Annotated in this window: 12 protein-coding genes and 14 tRNA genes; 24 read left to right on the top strand and 2 right to left on the bottom strand. The window is 48.2% G+C overall.

The window, feature by feature from the left end:
* The first annotated feature begins 169 nt into the window (after window positions 1-169).
* From ACFQ2I_RS16730 to ACFQ2I_RS16795, 14 genes are all read left to right on the top strand, one after another.
* Window positions 170-245, top strand: a tRNA-Asn gene (locus ACFQ2I_RS16730).
* 3 nt (window positions 246-248) lie between these two features.
* Window positions 249-336, top strand: a tRNA-Ser gene (locus ACFQ2I_RS16735).
* Window positions 337-379: 43 nt separating this feature from the next.
* A tRNA-Glu gene (locus ACFQ2I_RS16740) sits at window positions 380-454 on the top strand.
* A gap of 5 nt (window positions 455-459) precedes the next feature.
* A tRNA-Val gene (locus ACFQ2I_RS16745) sits at window positions 460-535 on the top strand.
* 12 nt (window positions 536-547) lie between these two features.
* A tRNA-Met gene (locus ACFQ2I_RS16750) sits at window positions 548-624 on the top strand.
* Between the two features lie 35 nt (window positions 625-659).
* Window positions 660-736 (top strand) — tRNA-Asp (locus tag ACFQ2I_RS16755).
* Between the two features lie 17 nt (window positions 737-753).
* Window positions 754-829: transfer RNA gene (locus tag ACFQ2I_RS16760), tRNA-Thr, on the top strand.
* A gap of 3 nt (window positions 830-832) precedes the next feature.
* Window positions 833-916 (top strand) — tRNA-Tyr (locus ACFQ2I_RS16765).
* A gap of 25 nt (window positions 917-941) precedes the next feature.
* Window positions 942-1,017 (top strand) — tRNA-His (locus tag ACFQ2I_RS16770).
* Window positions 1,018-1,037: 20 nt separating this feature from the next.
* Window positions 1,038-1,113, top strand: a tRNA-Lys gene (locus ACFQ2I_RS16775).
* 9 nt (window positions 1,114-1,122) lie between these two features.
* Window positions 1,123-1,209, top strand: a tRNA-Leu gene (locus tag ACFQ2I_RS16780).
* A 3-nt stretch (window positions 1,210-1,212) separates the two neighbouring features.
* Window positions 1,213-1,287 (top strand) — tRNA-Gly (locus tag ACFQ2I_RS16785).
* Window positions 1,288-1,291: 4 nt separating this feature from the next.
* Window positions 1,292-1,368: transfer RNA gene (locus ACFQ2I_RS16790), tRNA-Arg, on the top strand.
* A 21-nt stretch (window positions 1,369-1,389) separates the two neighbouring features.
* Window positions 1,390-1,463, top strand: a tRNA-Pro gene (locus tag ACFQ2I_RS16795).
* Window positions 1,464-1,648: 185 nt separating this feature from the next.
* On the opposite strand, the gene ACFQ2I_RS16800 is transcribed toward ACFQ2I_RS16795, so the two are convergent.
* Complete coding sequence (locus tag ACFQ2I_RS16800) at window positions 1,649-2,848, bottom strand: MFS transporter (RefSeq protein ID WP_377566220.1); 1,200 nt, start codon at window positions 2,846-2,848, stop codon at window positions 1,649-1,651.
* Entirely contained in the window at window positions 2,841-3,617 is a 777-nt protein-coding gene (locus tag ACFQ2I_RS16805; RefSeq protein ID WP_377566222.1) for a DeoR/GlpR family DNA-binding transcription regulator, read from the bottom strand. The genes ACFQ2I_RS16800 and ACFQ2I_RS16805 overlap by 8 nt, the downstream gene beginning before the upstream one ends.
* 493 nt (window positions 3,618-4,110) lie before the next feature.
* On the opposite strand from ACFQ2I_RS16805, the gene ACFQ2I_RS16810 reads away from it, so the two are divergent.
* From ACFQ2I_RS16810 to ACFQ2I_RS16855, 10 genes are all read left to right on the top strand, one after another.
* Entirely contained in the window at window positions 4,111-4,971 is an 861-nt protein-coding gene (locus ACFQ2I_RS16810) for an ABC transporter permease (RefSeq protein WP_377566241.1), read from the top strand.
* Window positions 4,972-4,980: 9 nt separating this feature from the next.
* Window positions 4,981-5,850 carry a carbohydrate ABC transporter permease gene (locus tag ACFQ2I_RS16815; RefSeq protein ID WP_377566224.1) on the top strand — a complete coding sequence of 290 codons (870 nt, stop codon included), beginning with the start codon at window positions 4,981-4,983 and terminating at the stop codon, window positions 5,848-5,850.
* Window positions 5,851-5,877: 27 nt separating this feature from the next.
* On the top strand, window positions 5,878-7,434 hold the full coding sequence (locus ACFQ2I_RS16820; protein ID WP_377566226.1) for an extracellular solute-binding protein: 1,557 nt from the start codon (window positions 5,878-5,880) through the stop codon (window positions 7,432-7,434).
* Window positions 7,435-7,508: 74 nt separating this feature from the next.
* Window positions 7,509-9,341, top strand: a complete 1,833-nt coding sequence (locus ACFQ2I_RS16825) for a sensor histidine kinase (protein ID WP_377566228.1) — start codon at window positions 7,509-7,511, stop codon at window positions 9,339-9,341.
* A gap of 13 nt (window positions 9,342-9,354) precedes the next feature.
* Window positions 9,355-10,953, top strand: coding sequence for a response regulator (locus ACFQ2I_RS16830; RefSeq protein WP_377566230.1), 1,599 nt, complete (start codon window positions 9,355-9,357; stop codon window positions 10,951-10,953).
* 40 nt (window positions 10,954-10,993) lie between these two features.
* Window positions 10,994-12,355 carry an FAD-dependent oxidoreductase gene (locus ACFQ2I_RS16835; RefSeq protein ID WP_377566232.1) on the top strand — a complete coding sequence of 454 codons (1,362 nt, stop codon included), beginning with the start codon at window positions 10,994-10,996 and terminating at the stop codon, window positions 12,353-12,355.
* Window positions 12,356-12,401: 46 nt separating this feature from the next.
* The gene (locus ACFQ2I_RS16840) at window positions 12,402-13,496 is read left to right on the top strand and encodes a Gfo/Idh/MocA family protein (protein WP_377566234.1); all 1,095 of its coding nucleotides are present in this window, start codon (window positions 12,402-12,404) and stop codon (window positions 13,494-13,496) included.
* Complete coding sequence (locus ACFQ2I_RS16845) at window positions 13,486-15,810, top strand: golvesin C-terminal-like domain-containing protein (protein ID WP_377566236.1); 2,325 nt, start codon at window positions 13,486-13,488, stop codon at window positions 15,808-15,810. The genes ACFQ2I_RS16840 and ACFQ2I_RS16845 overlap by 11 nt, the downstream gene beginning before the upstream one ends.
* A 231-nt stretch (window positions 15,811-16,041) precedes the next feature.
* The gene (locus ACFQ2I_RS16850) at window positions 16,042-17,145 is read left to right on the top strand and encodes a hypothetical protein (RefSeq protein WP_377566238.1); all 1,104 of its coding nucleotides are present in this window, start codon (window positions 16,042-16,044) and stop codon (window positions 17,143-17,145) included.
* 66 nt (window positions 17,146-17,211) lie between these two features.
* A complete protein-coding gene (locus ACFQ2I_RS16855; RefSeq protein WP_377566239.1) occupies window positions 17,212-17,694 on the top strand; it encodes a DinB family protein in 483 nt (160 codons plus the stop codon).
* The last annotated feature ends 403 nt before the right edge of the window (window positions 17,695-18,097 follow it).

Raw genomic sequence — 18,097 nt, forward strand, 5'->3', positions numbered from 1 at the left:
GAATACTAATCGGTCGAGGGCTTATCCTATCTGCTTTCCGATATGAATCGGGAGCAACCAGCTAAAGTAAGTAAGCAACTTTCGTATCCAGTTTTCAGGGTGCAATCGTTATTAGATGATAAGATGAAGTCACCCACTGTGTTGTGGGTTTTTTATTGGGAAACACCGTTCCCTGATAGCTCAGTTGGTAGAGCACACGGCTGTTAACCGTGTTGTCACAGGTTCGAGTCCTGTTCGGGGAGCCACATAGAGAGGTGTCCGAGTGGTCGAAGGAGCACGATTGGAAATCGTGTATACGGCAACGTATCGAGGGTTCGAATCCCTTCCTCTCTGCCAGTTAAGCTTATGCTTACGAAGGAATTTCTTCTCAACACTTTGAGGCCCGTTGGTCAAGGGGTTAAGACACCTCCCTTTCACGGAGGTAACAGGGGTTCGAATCCCCTACGGGTCACCATTCATGGAGGATTAGCTCAGCTGGGAGAGCATCTGCCTTACAAGCAGAGGGTCGGCGGTTCGATCCCGTCATCCTCCACCATTCATATAACGACGCGGGGTGGAGCAGCTCGGTAGCTCGTCGGGCTCATAACCCGAAGGCCGCAGGTTCAAATCCTGCCCCCGCAACCAAATCTTCTCGGACAAATGATCTGAGAACAATACGTGGAGCTGTGGTGTAGAGGCCTAACATGCCTGCCTGTCACGCAGGAGACCGCGGGTTCGAATCCCGTCAGCTCCGCCACTTAACAAAATGAATATGCCGGTGTAGCTCAATTGGTAGAGCAACTGACTTGTAATCAGTAGGTTGGGGGTTCAAGTCCTCTCGCCGGCACCATGTGGAGGATTAGCGAAGTGGCCAAACGCGGGAGACTGTAAATCTCTTCCTTCGGGTTCGGTGGTTCAAATCCATCATCCTCCACCATTTATTCAATTATCAGTCTTCTATGGCGGTCGTGGCGAAGGGGTTAACGCACCGGATTGTGGCTCCGGCATTCGTGGGTTCAAGTCCCATCGATCGCCCCATCTAACGCTTAACAAATTGCGAGCCATTAGCTCAGTTGGTAGAGCACCTGACTTTTAATCAGGGTGTCGAAGGTTCGAGTCCTTCATGGCTCACCAGTTTCATATGCGGTCGTGGCGGAATTGGCAGACGCGCTAGATTCAGGTTCTAGTGTCAGCAATGACGTGGAGGTTCGAGTCCTCTCGACCGCACCATATGCGGAAGTGGCTCAGCGGTAGAGCATCGCCTTGCCAAGGCGAGGGTCGCGGGTTCGATTCCCGTCTTCCGCTCCATTATGCGCCCTTAGCTCAGCTGGATAGAGCGTTTGACTACGAATCAAAAGGTCAGGAGTTCGAATCTCTTAGGGCGTGCCATTTTTTCTAGTATGCTTTTTACGGGATGTAGCTCAGCTTGGTAGAGCACCTGGTTTGGGACCAGGGGGTCGCATGTTCAAATCGTGTCATCCCGATATCGAATAAGCTCTTTATCCAATTTGGATAGAGGGCTTTTTTTGTGCAACCAACTATACAACAACTATGACAGAGAGGAAAGCTTCATAGAGCGCTAAGCCCCGTGAAGTTTTCCTGTGTGCAGTGTCAACGCTCTTCCTCATCCGCGAATTGTACACTACGCTGCTCGATCAACATGCCCCAGCTATTGCCGTTGATATCCAATAGGATGTATGTGTACAAGGGAATCCCTCCGCCTCTTCGCCATAAGCAATAACAACATCATGCCCGACATGACGCCGAACAGCAGCCAGAATGCAGTCTGCACCGAGAAGCCGTCCATCGTTATGCCGACTGCGAGAGGAAGCAAGCTTCCTCCAAGACCGCTGCATGCGAACAGAATGCTGGTCGTCTGCTCCGTCATTCCCGGCAGCGCCTTGTTCGTAAAGATAAGTGCTATCGAGAAAATGCCGGACATAAACAATCCCAGCAGAAAGCTGAGCGCAAAGCCGGCCCATGCTTCCGAGGTGATCGGCAATAGGAGCAACACAAGCAAGCTTCCCGCCGTAGAGAAGGCCAAGTAGCGATAATAAGTGAATCGCTCGGCGAGAATGCCGCAGAAGATGCGTCCGATGACCATGCCGACCCAGTAGAAAGTAACGACCGATGCGGCGAGCGAGCTAGTAATGCCCCACTTCTCCATAAAGAGAGAAGGGAAGAAGTGCACGACGGAAACTTCGCTTCCTCCATAGCCGAGGAAGAACAATGTACATAGGGCCAGAAAGGGGAAGGTCTGCTTACTGAACACCGGACGTGCGGCGCGGACCGAGTCCTTCCGTTCCCGAAGCGACAACATACCATCCAGCTCTCCGAATGAGAGGCGCATCCATAATGCAGCCGTCAGCAAGCAGCCGATGCCCAGCAGAAGAAAGGAGTAAGTCCACCATCCACGAATAATAAGAAAGCTGGCAATGAAGGGCATTGATAAAGCTCCGATACCGAACGTCACTTCGAGCTTGCTCATCGCGATGGCTACCTTGCGCTTGACTGACAGCAGTATAATCGTGCCGATACTTGCCTCTACAAGTCCCGCGCCGTATCCGGCGATCCCCGTTATCGCGATCACGACAGGCCAAGGCGGAAGCAATGTAACGAATAGCTCCAGGCTGATGAGCAGGAGTCCAAGTGTGACGCTAGTCTTGCGACTTAGCTTGCGAGAGACGAAAGGCATGCTAAGCACGCCCACCAGCACGCCGATGAATTGAACGAAGACGAGCGTGCCGCCATCCCCGTAGCTGAGTGAATACTTCGCCAGCAGCTCGGGCAGAAGAGCGCCGATGATGACCAGCGCCACTCCTGTCATGATGTAAGACAGACAGCTCATTCCTATCAAGCGATTAATCAATGCGATCTTGCTCCCTTGCAATCATAATGTCAATCTCGTTAGCGTGAAGGTGCTCCCTCAGTTGTTTATCCGGCTCTTGATTCGTTACGATAATGTCGATGTCGCTCAGATCGGCTACTTTGTGGAACAGCTTCTTCCCGAACTTGGAATGATCGGTGACCAGAATGACCTGCTCCGCCATGTGAATGACGTGACGAATCAGGTAGCATTCGTCCTCGAAGGATGTGGACAGGCCGTCTGAAGCGATGCCGCATGCGCCGAGGAAGGCCTTCTCAATCCGATAATCGTCAAGCATTTGGATTGCTCGAGGACCGTACACGAACCGATGCTCATTGCTCATAATGCCGCCGAGCATATGAATGTGAACGTCATCCTTCCGGGTTAGCGCTTCGGCGGTGTGCAGCGAATTCGTGACCACGCAGTTGTTCTTACTCGTCATATGCTTGATCGTATGGCGAACGGTCGTCGATGCATCCACATATAGATAATCGCTATCATGGATGAGGGTTGCTGCCAGCTGGCCGATAGAATCCTTCAGCGGTGCATCCAGCTCCATGCGCTGCTCGTAGCCCGGAATGACCTTGGACACAGGCGGCAGAATGGCGCCGCCTCTGGTGCGAACGATGACGCCTTGCTGCTCCAGCTTAATGATGTCGCGTCTCGCAGTATCCCGGGAAATGCCGAGCAATCCGCAAATTTCATCGACTTCGATGCGTTGCTTTTCCTGCAGGTATTGCAAGATTAATGTCAGTCTTTCCTCTTGAAACATGTGAATGTAAGTCCCTCCTTGCTGCAAGATGAATTATGATGACTTATCAATGCTTAAGTTCAATTAAGTGAATATAAGTGATAGTAATGATTATACGCATTTGGCTTGAAAGATCAAGGGAGAAACGTAGAAAGTGGGGTGTTCATTTAATATATTTCAATGCATATAAACACACCAAATCCAGTTAGATAAGTGGATAATTGGCCGGAGAATGGATAGTGCAATGCCATAAAAGTTATAAAGGCGTACAACTGCTGACCCGATTAATCTGCCATGATGAGCAGCTTGGGTCATCATTGTCCTACAGCTGGTCATCATATTATGATATATTTCTTTTCGGCTCGACAGTACAATGTAGCTATCGGATCCGAAAAAGAACAAGAAGAGGGGTGAGGATTTGGCAAGAGAAGGGGCTGTGGAGCATAGTCGGCTAAACTGGCTTAACCCGGGATCGCTGCGCAAAAGTGCTTTTACGCGTTATTGGGATTTATATATGATTATGTTGCCGGGTATTCTCTACTTCCTCGTATACAAGTATGCTCCGATGTGGGGAATCATCATTGCTTTTAAAGATTTTAATATATTTGCAGGAATCAGCGAAAGCGACTGGGTAGGTTGGCAGCATTTTAGGGATATGTTTCATGATAGCCAATTTTACACGGTGTTTTTTAATACTTTGATAATTAGCATATATAAGCTGCTCTGGGGCTTCCCCGGACCGATTATACTGGCGTTATTATTAAATGAGGTCAGGCATTTCTTGTACAAAAGATCAATACAGACGCTGGCCTACTTGCCTCACTTTCTTTCTTGGGTGATTGTTGCCGGTGTTCTGCAAAACATCTTGTCGCCGACTTCAGGAGTTGTCAATCAGTTTTTGGGGTACCTTGGCATCGAGCCGATATTTTTTCTTGCCGATCCCCAATGGTTCCGTGCTGTCATTGTGGCCAGCGATATTTGGAAAGACATTGGCTGGGGGGCAATTATTTACTTGGCGGCTTTGTCTGGAGTCAATCCAGAGATGTATGAAGCGGCCACAGTGGATGGCGCCAACAAATGGCAGCAAATATTGAAAATCACGATTCCATCCATCCTGCCGACGATTATTATTTTGTTCATTCTGAGACTCGGACACGTACTCGATGTTGGCTTTGAACAAATTTTTATTATGCTGAATCCGCTTGTACACAATGTGGGGGATGTCATTGAAACGTATACGTACCGGGTGGGCATTACGCAAGGGAAGTACAGCTATACAACGGCCGTGGGGCTCTTTAAATCGCTAATAGGCTTATTATTAGTCATAGCGGCGAATCGAACGGCCAAGAAATTGGGCCACGAAGGCTTATGGTAGGTGGATGCTTTGAAAATAAGTCGTGGTGAGAAATGGTTCCATTATACGAACAATATCGTGCTAGGTTTGTTTGCGATACTTTGCTTCCTTCCTTTTATCTATGTGCTGGCTCAGTCATTCAGCAGCCATCGGGCGGTTGCATCGGGGGAAGTCCTGTTCTGGCCAATCGAATTTCATACAGCGGCTTACGCAGAACTATTTAAAGACGATTACTTTTTGCATTCTTTTTTAATCAGCATCGGTAGGACGGTTATTGGGACTTTGATCAATATTGCGTTGACATGCCTGCTTGCGTATCCTTTATCAAAAGCTTATATAAAAGGCCGGGGCGTTATTCTGATGGGAATCGTGTTCACCATGTTGTTTAATGGAGGGATGATACCTACCTATCTTGTAGTTAGAGCAACCGGGCTTTTGGATACGATTTGGGCATTAATTTTGCCTACAGCTATAAGCGCTTTCAATGTGATGATTATGAAAACTTTTTTTCAATCCGTTCCGAATGAGCTGGAAGAATCGGCTCGAATAGACGGCTGTAGCAATTTGGGGATTCTTATCCGAATTGTGGTTCCACTTTCGATGCCCGCGATTGCAACGATTTCGCTATTTCATGCGGTCGCTCACTGGAATGCGTATTTTGACGCGGTATTGTACATTATGGATCGGGATTTGTATCCGGTGCAGGTCTATTTGAGGGAGTTGATTCAGTTCGATCAGACGGACATTAACTTGAAGGACGACTGGGAGAGTCAGCTCATTGCAACGGAGACGTTGAAGGCAGCAGCCTTGCTGGTCAGTACGCTTCCCATTTTAATGGTTTATCCGTTTCTGCAAAAGTACTTTGTGAAAGGCGCGCTCATTGGATCGGTGAAAGGATAATAAAAAAATAGGCAAAGGGGTTATCCTATGATACACGGTTACCGTATTAGTTTATTGCTCATTGTTGCGATGCTTCTTGGTATAGTAACGGCTTGTGCAGGATCGAATGGAACTGAACAAACAAACGAGCCATCGAATACGACAGGCAATAAAGGCGAAGCTGTCAAAGAAAACGTTACGTCTGAATCAAAAGAACCGCAGCATATAAAAATTGTGGTAAACAACGGCAGCAGAAAATTCCCGGAAGGAATGGACGCCAATTCAAATCCTTATCTTGACTATATAGAGAGCAACACCAATCTGGATATAGAGGTTGTCACGCCACCCAAGGAAGGGTATCAGGAAAAAGTGAACGTCATGATGGCTTCCGGAGATCTTCCAGACATGATCTATTCCAACGATTCTGCTTGGCTAGCGAATATGGTCAAGCAAAAAGCGCTAAAGCCGTTGAATGAAGCTATCGACAAGGCAGGTTCTCATCTAAAAGCGTTCATTCCGGAGGAAGCCTGGAAGTCCGTTACCTTCGGCGGAAATATATACGCTATTCCTGTCATTAATCCGGTTCCCGGAAATGAGATTATGTATATTAGAAAAGACTGGCTGGATAACGTAGGTATGGAATCTCCAACCACATTGGAAGAGTATGTCGATGTTATGCGTGCATTCGCCCAGAATGATCCGGACCAAAACGGAAAAGACGATACGATGGGTCTCATTGTCGGTGAAAATCTGGGATTAACTGCGCCGATTACAGGAGCCTTTGGCGTACAGAAAGGCCAATGGGTGGAACGGGACGGAAAGCTGGTGTATTCCAGCACATTGCCGGAAATGAAACAAGCGATTCAGTTTTTGGCGGAGCTGTATAAGGAAGGACTTATCGACCAGGAATGGGCGTTAAATAAATACGCCACCGTTACGGAGAAAATATCCAGCGGCAAAACAGGGTTGTTTTCGGCCATGTGGTACGATACACGAGGGCCTATTAAAACGAGCCAGCAAAACGATCCTGACGCGGAATGGGTCTCGGCTGAATTTCCGATCGGACCCGACGGCAAGCAAGGTACATTCGGCTCAAGCTTGATAAAGGGCTATAATGTCGTTCCCACGACAAGCAAACATGCCGATGGTGTGGTGAAAATGCTGGACTATCTCATAGACGAAGGCCATAGGGATATGGTGTTAGGCTTTGAGGGCGAGGTTTGGACGGAGAAAGAAGGGAAAGTGGAAACGAACTTCGAAGAGCACAATAAGCATATTTATCGATTAACATTAGCCGAGCTGGTAGGGATTCCCGACGATCCGGTTGCCTTTGAGAAAAACGATGCGTTGGGATTGGAATTCAAGCTTTCCGAAAATATAAGAAAGATCAACCAGCATAAAATGCATAGCTTGTATCTCGGGGCGCCAACACCCGGAATGGCCAAGTATGGTGATAAGCTTAAAACGCTTGAAGAAACGGTATTCGCTACTATTGTAATGGGGAAAAAACCGATTGATGCCTTTGATCAGTTCGTGAAGGAATGGAACGAGCAAGGAGGAAGCGAAATCACGGATGAAGTGAATGCGTGGTACAAAAGCCAATAAGAAAACCCATTCCCCCTAATTATGATATATTGGAGGCTACAGCAAGCAACTGACGTAATTTAGGGGGGACTCTAGTGTTGAAATTCAGATCCATTCAAACGAGGCTTACCTGCTATTTCTCTATTATATTGCTTCCATTAATCGGTTTGAGTCTGTTCGCCAACATGGAATCACTGCGCATCATTGAAGAGAAAATAGGGGAGCGCACGGAAAATGCGCTGAAATCGGAGATCGATTATCTGGATTTAACGTTGCAGGGCATCGAAGAGTTGTCCAACGTTATGGCGACGGATGAAAATATTGTCACTGCGGTGGAGCACAATGCGAACAAGCTGAATACCGACATGATATACGATTTCAGCATAGCGCTGAAAAAAATAACTCAAATGAAAGTATCCAATCATATTGTCTCGGAACTATCCGTTGTGCATTCCCCGTCGGAAACGATGATTTCTTCACAATACGGAAGCCGGAGCATAAGAGACTTGAAACAACAAGCGTGGTATCGGCAGGCAGTAGAAGCAAACGGTAGAAGTGTGGTCTATATTCCGCAGGAAAACCAATACAATACGAATGAAGAATTGGACCCTGTGTTTAATACGAATACGGTTACCTTTATGCGATTGATGAATGTTTACGGCACCCAAGCTCATAACAGCCTGCTTGCGATTAGCGTAAAGAAGGATACGCTGCTGGACTTTACGAAAGACCTGATTCCATCCGAAAAGACGGAAGTGTATCTCATTGCGGGCGACGGCAGGCTGATCGCCGGCACGTCCGAACTAGCAGCAGAGCTAATAGCAGAACGTCCCGGCGCCTACCGGCCCTCCTCGGATTCTGTTGCGACGCTGCCGGAGATGCAGGATGTGATGACGGTCAGCGCTCGGTCCGATATGTCCAATTGGTCGCTAGTGATGGTTCAGCCAAAGAGTGAAATCAGAGCAGAGACAGCCTTAATGCGCTACTATACTTATGCCATCATTGGCATAAGCCTGCTTTTGGCCGTAGTCATATCCTGGATTGTCTATTCAGGCATATCGTCTCCTTTGGCCAAGCTGTCTGTTGGCATGAAGAAGCTCCAGATGGGAAATTACGATGTTCGCTTATCGAAGCAGCGAAGCGATGAGTTTGGTTATTTAACGGAGTCCTTTAATCTGATGGCCCAGTCGCAACAGCATTTAATCCAGGACATTTATCAGCATCAGTTGAAGCTGACCAAGGCAGAGCTGAAATTTCTTCAATCGCAGATTAATCCTCATTTTCTGTACAATACGCTGGACTCCATCTATGCGATGTCCATGAACTATGACGCTCATGAAATTAGCGAGATGGTGTTGAACCTGTCCAAATTTTTCAGGCTGAGCTTGCGTAAAGGAACAGAGACTGCAACCGTTAAGGATACGATTACACACCTTGACTATTACATACGTATCCAACAAATTCGCTTCATGGACCAATTTGCAGTGGAATACCGAATATCTCAGGATAGCGAGGATTTGCGCCTTCATAAACTATTGCTTCAGCCTTTAGTGGAGAACGCCATCCATCACGGTTTGGAATATCGGCCAGACTCTGGACAATTGACGATCTCATCCGAAGTATCCTATAGAGAAGGCATCCGTCATCAATTAGTTTTGTCTGTCTATGATAACGGCGCGGGATTAGATCAGGCCCGACTGAAGCATATTCGTCAGGAATTAAGCAAAGTGGAGCTGGATAAGCTCAACATGCCGGATGGCAATGAAGTCTATAATGACTTGTTCGGTCTAAGAAATGTGAAATCCCGGTTGCTGCTGTACTACGGCCAGGAGGCGGAGCTGCACATCGACAGCGGTCAGAAGGTTAACGGCACTTTGGTAACGGTTACAATTCCGATCCGTCAGTTGCAAGCGCAGATTCCTGAATGAAAGGAAGGACAACATGAGATTGATGATTGTTGAAGATGAGGTGCGTCTCCGCAATAATCTGCTACATAATATTGAATGGGAAAGCTATGGGATTGATGTGATTCCGACGGCAAACGGTGTGGAAGCGGTCCGTGAGATGGAGAGGCAAAAACCGGACATTGTCCTTATGGATATTAGGATGCCCAAGATGGATGGCCTTTCATTGGCTAAAATCATCAGGGACAATTATCCCTCCGCGAAAATGATTATTTTAAGCGGTCACGATGATTTTGCTTATGCTCAGCAAGCGGTCGAGCTTGGTGTGATGAAATATTTGCTAAAGCCGGCAGGGAATGATGAGATTGTTCATTGCGTGCTGGAAGCGAAGTCCGCAATAAAACAGGAGCTTCAAAACAGCCATAATCATGAAGCTCTGGAGAAGAAGTGGCTTCAAAATCTTCCCGGATTAAGAGAAGAGTTTCTATACAATATGGTTGCCGGTCGTTATTCCGCGTGGGAAATAGATAAGAAAAGCCAGGATCTTATGCTTCACTTGCATCGCATACGGCAAATCTGTGTCGTTGCCGTTGAGATGGACCCGCTTTCCGAGAATGAAACAAGGTTTAGCGACGACGATCAAACCTTGCTTAGATTTTCATTGAAATGCATCGCGGCAGAATATCTTGAACGTGAGCAATGTGAGGTGATCGCCGATCCTTTCGGCAACACGGTGCTTATATTTATCGATGATTCCGAGAGGGAAGAAGCTCATTTTGCCAACAAAGTGAACATTTGCACAGCAAAATTGCTTTCTGTCGTTAAAGAAGTGCTTAAATTGACGGCAAGCGCAGGTATAGGCTCCTGTGTAAAGGCGGAAGATGCCGCTGTCTCCTATCGACAAGCCGAAAGAGCTTTGGGAGACCGCATGATCTTTGGCTATCATATTGCTATTCCTTATCGGGAAGAACGAGAACAGGACAAATTGCTCCATTTCCAGCCTGATGCCCATTTCGAGAAGAAGCTGGAGGTCGCTTTATTGACGGGCGAAACAGATACAGCCAACCGATTGCTGCAAGACTGTGCAGGTCTGCAATTGGAGCAATGCAAGACGATTGACGAAGTTTACGAAAACCTGCTTTGGTTGAACAGTATGATGATCCGCATGATTCAGGCACAGGGATGGTCGGTGAAAGAAGTGGTCGGATCTGATTATGAATGCTTCATTAATATTCAAAATATTCTAACGAAAGATCAAGCCATCGAATGGATGAGAAGAACGGTTGGCAATATTACCGGGTATGCCGTTCAAAGCCGCCAATCTAACACGCATATGCTGATCAAACAAATTTTGAAGCTGGTGGAGGAAAATCTCGATCTGGAACTAACTCTGCATTCCGTGGCGGATCAATTATACGTCAATTCGTCGTATTTAAGCCGATTGTTTAAAAAGGAAACCGGCAAAGCGTTTTCAACCTATGTGCTGGAACGCAAAATGAATTGTGCGAAAGAATATTTGATTAACGGAGATAAAGTATACGATGCTGCGGCAAAGGCCGGGTACAGAGACGTCAGCTATTTTATTCGGGTATTCCGAAAATACTGGGGCATAACGCCGGGCGAAGTAAATGCTTAGGCCGCAGATTGAAAAAGGAGCATTGAAGGAGTTGGCGAAAGTGGACAAACATATGGTCATACCGGCGATGCCAATCCCGGTTTACGATGAAGTCGATGTGCTTGTAGCGGGCGGAGGGCCGGCAGGCATTGCGGCTGCACTGGCAGCCGCGCGGAACGGGGCGTCCGTGCTGCTAATCGAACAACGCGGTTATCTTGGCGGAATGGCCACCGTATCCCAAGTTCCCGCATGGTGTCCATACACCGATCATGAGAAACCTGTCATTCGGGGGATCGGTCTGGAAATATTGAATGACATGAAATCACGCATGGAACCGGAATTTCAGCAATGGTGGAAGGATAAGCTGGATTGGGTGCCGATTGATGCAGAGGTGTTGAAAAAGCTGCTGGATGACAAAATGAAGGAAGCTGGCGTACGCATCCTGTATCATACATTCATCAGCAATGCACTGCATCAGGACGGCAAAGTCGAAGCGGTCATTTTTCATAATAAATCGGGCACATTCGCCGCTAAGGCCGGCATCTATGTAGATTGCTCAAGCGATGCCGACATCGCCTATCATGCCGGGGGACAGTTCGAGCAAGGCGGGGATGAAGGAGAGCTTCAGCCGGGCACGATGTGCTTCGTCATGAGCAATTTAGATCGTGAAAAGTATATGGCGTATTGCGAGGAATTCGGTCCCAGCTTGAAGCATGCAATCAACGAAGCAAAGTCCAAGGGAGCTTTAAATGTCGTACGCGATTGGGCGGGAATTTCGTGGGTAAACCATCATACAGCGGGTTTTAATTTTGGCCATATATTCGGAATCGACGGCTCCAAGGCGGAGGGCCTGACCAGAGGCGCTATCGAAGGACGAGCTCTGGTGCACCATATTGCGGATTGGCTGAAGCAGACTATTCCAGGCTTTGAAGAAGGCTACCTCGCATTGACCGGCGAGCAGATCGGCATTCGGGAGACAAGAAGAATTATCGGAGATGTGACGGTTACGGCGGACGATTTCATGAACCGCCGCAGCTTCCCGGATGACATAGCCCGCAACGCGTACTTTATTGATATTCATATGGCCAAGCCGACGAGTGGCATGACGATCGCCCATCTTCCTCCCGGCGAATCTCACGGCATACCCTATCGGGCTCTGCTGCCGATCGGCATAGATAACGTGATCGTAGCCGGACGATCGATCTCCACCGATCGCGCGACGCAAGGTTCAACCCGGGTCATGCCGAACTGCTTCGCGATGGGTGAAGCGGCCGGAACTGCAGGGGCGCTGCTTGTAAAGCAGGGAATGAGCGGCACCCGCAGCATCCCTATCGATCAACTGCAGCAGCAGCTCGTTCGTCAGGGTGCTTGGCTCGGTGAGGATATCCATGCCAAATATGAGAAAGAAGAAAGTAATAGATAGGAAGGATAGATAGGATCGAAAACATGAAGTAAGGAGGAAGATTGCAATGGCAAAAAAGCTGAAGCTAGGTATTGCGGGAACAGGGAACATATTCAAGCAGAACCACCTGAAGACGTTGTTGGAGCATCCGGAGGTGGAGATTGCGGCCGTATGCGATGCGAACGAAGCTTATGCAGCGGGCATTGCTAAAGAATACGGCATTCCTCATGTATTTAGTGATTATCGCGAAATGCTGAAGCGGAGCGAAATTGACGTCGTCGATATTTGTACGCCGAACCTGTATCACTCGGAGATCGGCATAGCGGCATTGAACGCAGGCAAGCATGTGTTTTGCGAGAAGCCGGAAGCGGTGAATCCGGAGGAAGCTCGGAAAATGGCCGAGGCCGCAAAAGAAAGCGGCAAAACAATGATGGCAATGAGAAACAACCGCTTTACTCACGCTTCGCAATATTTGAAAAAATATATAACAGACGGATGGATGGGCGAAATTTATACCGGCCGCTGCGGCTGGATTCGCAGAAGGGGCATTCCGGGGAAGGGCGGCTGGTTTACGACGAAGGAGTTGTCCGGCGGGGGCCCGCTGATTGATCTGGGCGTTCATATGATAGATCTTGCCGTTTGGCTGATGGGCAATCCGAAGCCCGTCTCCGTATCCGGAGCGACCTATGCCAATTTTCATAACAATGAGCTTTCGGACTCGACTCACAGCCAGTTCGGTGAAAAGCAAAAGGGCGGCGTGTTCGATGTAGAAGATCTGGCGATCGGATTCATTCGCTTCGAAAATGGCGCGACGCTGCAGCTTGAATTCAGCTGGGCATCGAATATCGGCGAAGAAATGAACTTCGTGGAGCTTAGAGGGACCAAGTCCGGCTCCAGCATGAAGAAAGGCGAGCTTCAGATTTTTACGGAAGTCGCGGGCAGAATCGCCGACATTTCCCCCCTATTGGGCAAGCAACCGGTTGATACGCATGGAGAGAATTTGAAGCACTTTATCGATGTCATACAGGGACGTTCGGCGCCTATGCTTACGCCTGAACATGGGGTAGATATGATCAGCATTCTTGCGGCCATTTATCAATCTGCACAGTTGGGGAGAGAAGTGAGGCTGGACGATAAGGGAGGTTCTCGGAATGTTGCTTAATTTAATAATGAGAAGAAAGCTTTCTTTCCTATTTGTGCTTGCTGTTTTAATTGTCCCCTTATACAGCCCTCTGCAAATAGCAGAAGTATCTGCCGCAGAAATAGGAGACCGAATTATTGTTGACAATACGGACAGCGGTTTCTCGTATACGCCTTCCGCATCATGGACCGACAGCACCAGCGGGCCAGGTTACTATGGCACGAATTATAAGGTGGATGCAACCGGCACTTCAGATACCGGACTGGCGGCAAAATGGACGCCAGCACTTGCTGATGCGGGCTTCTATAAAATATATATGTGGTGGACGGAAGGCTCGGACCGACCCGATGCGGCGCCTATTGAAATTAAATACGAGAACGGGTACAAAATAGATGACTCCATTACGGTAGACCAGACGATAAACGGCGGACAATGGGTGTATCTCGGCACTTATTATATGGGTACCGGGGGTTATGATTATGTGAAAATCAAGGGGGATGACGAAGGATATGTAGCAGCCGACGCCGTCATGTTTCAGTTGTCCTATAAGATGGGCAGCGCGCCTGTGTATTGGCCGGAAATAACACCGGAACCTGCGCCGACACCGCTCCCCTTAAACACGGAAATCATTATTGATAATTCCGATCCGGAATTTAGCACTTATATGGAAGGGAATGTCTCGGCATGGCCAACGAGCAGTTCTGCACCGGGTTTTGTAGGAACGAACTATGCACTATGCAATGCAAAAGGGAACTGGAATTTTGCTAAATACAATCCTGTTCTGACCACTCCCGGCACATATGAGGTGTTTGTAAACTGGACGGCCTATACGAACAGAGCTGATCAAGCAGGCGTAGTCATCGGACACAAAGGCGGTGTGGATACGACGAAAACGGTCGATATGACGACAAACGGGGGACAATGGATCTCTGTTGGCCAATATCCTATGCAGGGGGCGGGCAAAGATTATGTGAGCCTGGTGTGCGATGATGATGGATATGTTGTGGCGGATGCGGTCAAATTTAAGCTGATTTCCTATGCATCGGAGCCTCCTGCTTCATCGCCGCAATATACGGGTGTCAGGAAAGTGGCTATCGTTCAAGATGGGAATGGCAACTTCGGACTTACGGTAGATGGAGTGCCTTTCGACGTGAAAGGCGTGGCTGGCGCCGAAGTCATTGATGAGATTGCGGATGCTGGCGGCAATGCAGTGAGAACTTATGACGCCTCAGACAAACACATGAATGGCTGGGAAGTGTTGGACGAGGCTGAAGCCAATGGCGTCAAAGTTGTGATAGGGCTGTGGATTGAGCATTATAGCGGTGATGATTTCATCAATCAAAAAGCAAAAGTGCAAACGAATCTTGATCAACTAAAAGCGTATGTGGACAAATATAAAGATCACCCTGCGGTACTGGCGTGGGGAGTCGGGAACGAAGTGGACAAGACGACAAGTCCGCGGGAAGTATACGATGCCATCAATCACCTTGCCCAGTATATTAAAGACCAGGATAAAAATCATCCAACCATGATCGTATTGGCAGGCTCAAGTCCCACCAAGGTTGTCAAAACGAGACATTATGCGCCCGCAATCGATATCATCTCTGTCAATTCCTACAAGCATATCGGAAATGTTCATGAGAATGTAACGGGCACTCTATCGGGACAAGGCAACTGGATAGGACCTTACATGATTACGGAATTCGGGGCTGACCAATCCTCTACTTCACTGAATGAAAGCGCAAAAACGACATGGGGCGTCACTCTGGAGCATGAAAGCTATTATAAAGAGCTTCAATATATCAATCGTTATACCAATCATATCGCTCCTTATAATTCCAAATTGATAGGGTCGTTTGTATTCAAAGGTGCAGATGTGGTGGGCATGACACATACTTGGTACAACATGTTTTTAGAGAATCATACTCAAAAATCCGGTATTTACGATGCCATGTACAAAGCGTGGAATGGCAGCTATCCCGCAGACCGCGCTCCAGGTGTGAAAACCATTACAATAAATGCCCAATATGATGATGAAAGTGTAGTGCTGGCTGCGGATACGGACTTTTTAGCTCGCATTACGATCGACACATATGGCGAATCGGATACGCTAACTTATGTATGGGAACTGAGAGAGGAATATAAGAAGGGAGCGACAGGTTATCCGGGAGATGTGATTGCAACGAATCAGGGGCCTAACCCTTCTTTTACATGGGATAAGGAAAGAAGGCAGATCAGGACACCATCTGTTCCCGGGTATTACAGACTATTTGCATATGTGTACGATCAAACGGGACATGTCGGAACGGCAAGCATACCGTTCAAGGTAGAGTGAAATTACAGTATTTTCAAAGCTAATAAAGCTGGAAGCGGCGAGCCGAACGAATTTTCGGGATCATTCCCTGATTTTCGCTCGGCTTGTTCTTGTTTTTACGAAAATTCCGCACAAGACTATCCTTTCTGGTACTCTGTAGAGGAAGTGGAATGGATGTCGCGGCGCAACCTTCTCCTTGTCCAAGGTGTCTAATAACTAGATGGAATAAAATTCAAGGGGGGGGGTAAGTGTGTGTATAAAATGCCAATTTTCCGCAGGGTGTGGCTTCTCGCTACCGTATCGGCAGTAACATTGGGCATTTATTATTGGTTCTTCATGGATCGTCCGTGGATGGAGGGAGCTACGCTTAATCCCTACCAAGTGGATGAGATTCAGTTGGTGAGAAGGGACGGGGAGCTTCCGCTGCAAGAGGAGATTATAAGCATTCAGGATAAAGGATGGGTTCGCGATCTGCTCTCGGAGTGGAAGGATGCGGCGTATGTGAAGGAAGCTTTCCCTTCGGACTATGCCATTCTACAGGGGGACTGGAACCGGTATTATGTATATATAAATGACGGTGCCAGCATGAAGTTCAATGCAGAGATATACTTGGGTCATCACGGCGACGGACTGAGGGAGAATGCGATGATGCTGATCAAAGACCGTTATCATTATGAAGTACCTTCCAGTATGTCGGAATTGCTCGCGATGGATCTGGAAGATATTCTGGCAAGCAGTGGCAATGTGAGTGTAACGCTGGATAACTGGCTTCCGCTGGCAGTCATTAATGGACAGAGACACACAGCTTATTTCATGGGTGATAGCTGGGGAGATGAGGTGCAGCTGCAGGATATGAAGCAGGCTGCCGTCGTTACGTCTTCTCTTCCCGACCATATCCGGTATACGGAGCGCAGCGACATAACGGAACTGCTGGTGGATGGCGCAGGTACGTATGCGGAGGGAACGCCGATCTATCAATACGAAGGTCATTATTTCATTCGCAATGCGAAGGATTCGGGAACGTGGAGCATTCTGTTGCCGGAAGGGCAGGCTGCCCATAGGTTGGAGCAAGACCGGGATGGTGAAGTGGTATACTGGAAATCGTACGGCTCCTCCCGCTATTTCGTCGTGGAGAGGGATAAAGGACATGAGGTGTATGCGGCGCAAGATCCTAATGCGAAGGGAAGCTGCATCCTGTCATGGCAGGAGGAAAAGCGTGCCTTCGTATCGCCCTGCACAAGCGTTACTTACGGGATTGACGGAACGCCTTCGGAAGATGGGATGCTCCCCATGGAGAAGTGGCCTTCGCGCAAGTGGTCGGGTGTTCTCCTGTACGAATACGGAATGGGCGGTTAGCTGTTCCTAAACAAGCGATCATGGTACACTGGTTTTACATCTTGCAGCATTGGGGGGTATGGGGATATGGAGCAAATTATATGGAAGCAACTTGCATTCGTAAGACAGTTAACGGTTCATGCGGTGAAGGAATTGTCGGAAGATGCGCTGAATATTGTGCCGGAAGGGTTCAACAACAATATTCGCTGGAATCTGGGACACATTTATCTGGTGCAAGAGAAGTTCGCTTTCCAGTTCACCGGTGGGAAGCCACAACTGCCAGAAGGGTTCGAGAGCCTGTTCAGCAAAGGGACAAAGCCGGCCGAATGGTCCGTAGCGCCCCCTGCCAAGGAGGAGCTGCTGGCTATGCTTGAAGCGCAGCCGGGCCGCATCGAGAGTGCATTGAGGCAGCGACTGTTGGAGCCTGCGATGGCTCCCTATACAACCGGAAGCGGGCTGACGATGCACACGATTGGCGAGTTGGTCAACTTCTCGCTCTATCATGAAGGCATGCACTTCAATACGATTAATGTGCAAAAACGATTCATGGACAAGATGGGCAAAAAATAATACGAAGAATGATGAAGGCTGCTCCTGCTCGGAGTGGTCTTTTTTGGTATGTAGGAAAATGGCGGAAGTGCTGAATGTAGCGGTTGCCACAGAGCTTAACTTGATCAAAATCGGCGGATTTGCAGGCTAACGGATGCTCTGGAGCTTATAGAGCTCGGAAAGTGAAAATTCGGGTATCGCGTCGAGAAATAGGTATCATAGTGCCCGTTACGGCAAAAAAGTGGGATTCGAGATGCAATAAGCTCGCTGGCAACCGTAAGGCGCCGAAAAGGAGAGTGCGAGCCGTAATAGTGTAGGATGCCTCAGTAGCGTTGCATAAAAACTAACACAATAATTAATCTGAATTGTCAGAAAATAATTTCCCGTGGACAATGGCCAAAAACGTTAGGGGTCTTCATGTCAG

It is taken from the genome of Paenibacillus chungangensis (assembly GCF_042675905.1).
In the GTDB taxonomy this organism is placed as follows: domain Bacteria; phylum Bacillota; class Bacilli; order Paenibacillales; family Paenibacillaceae; genus Pristimantibacillus; species Pristimantibacillus chungangensis.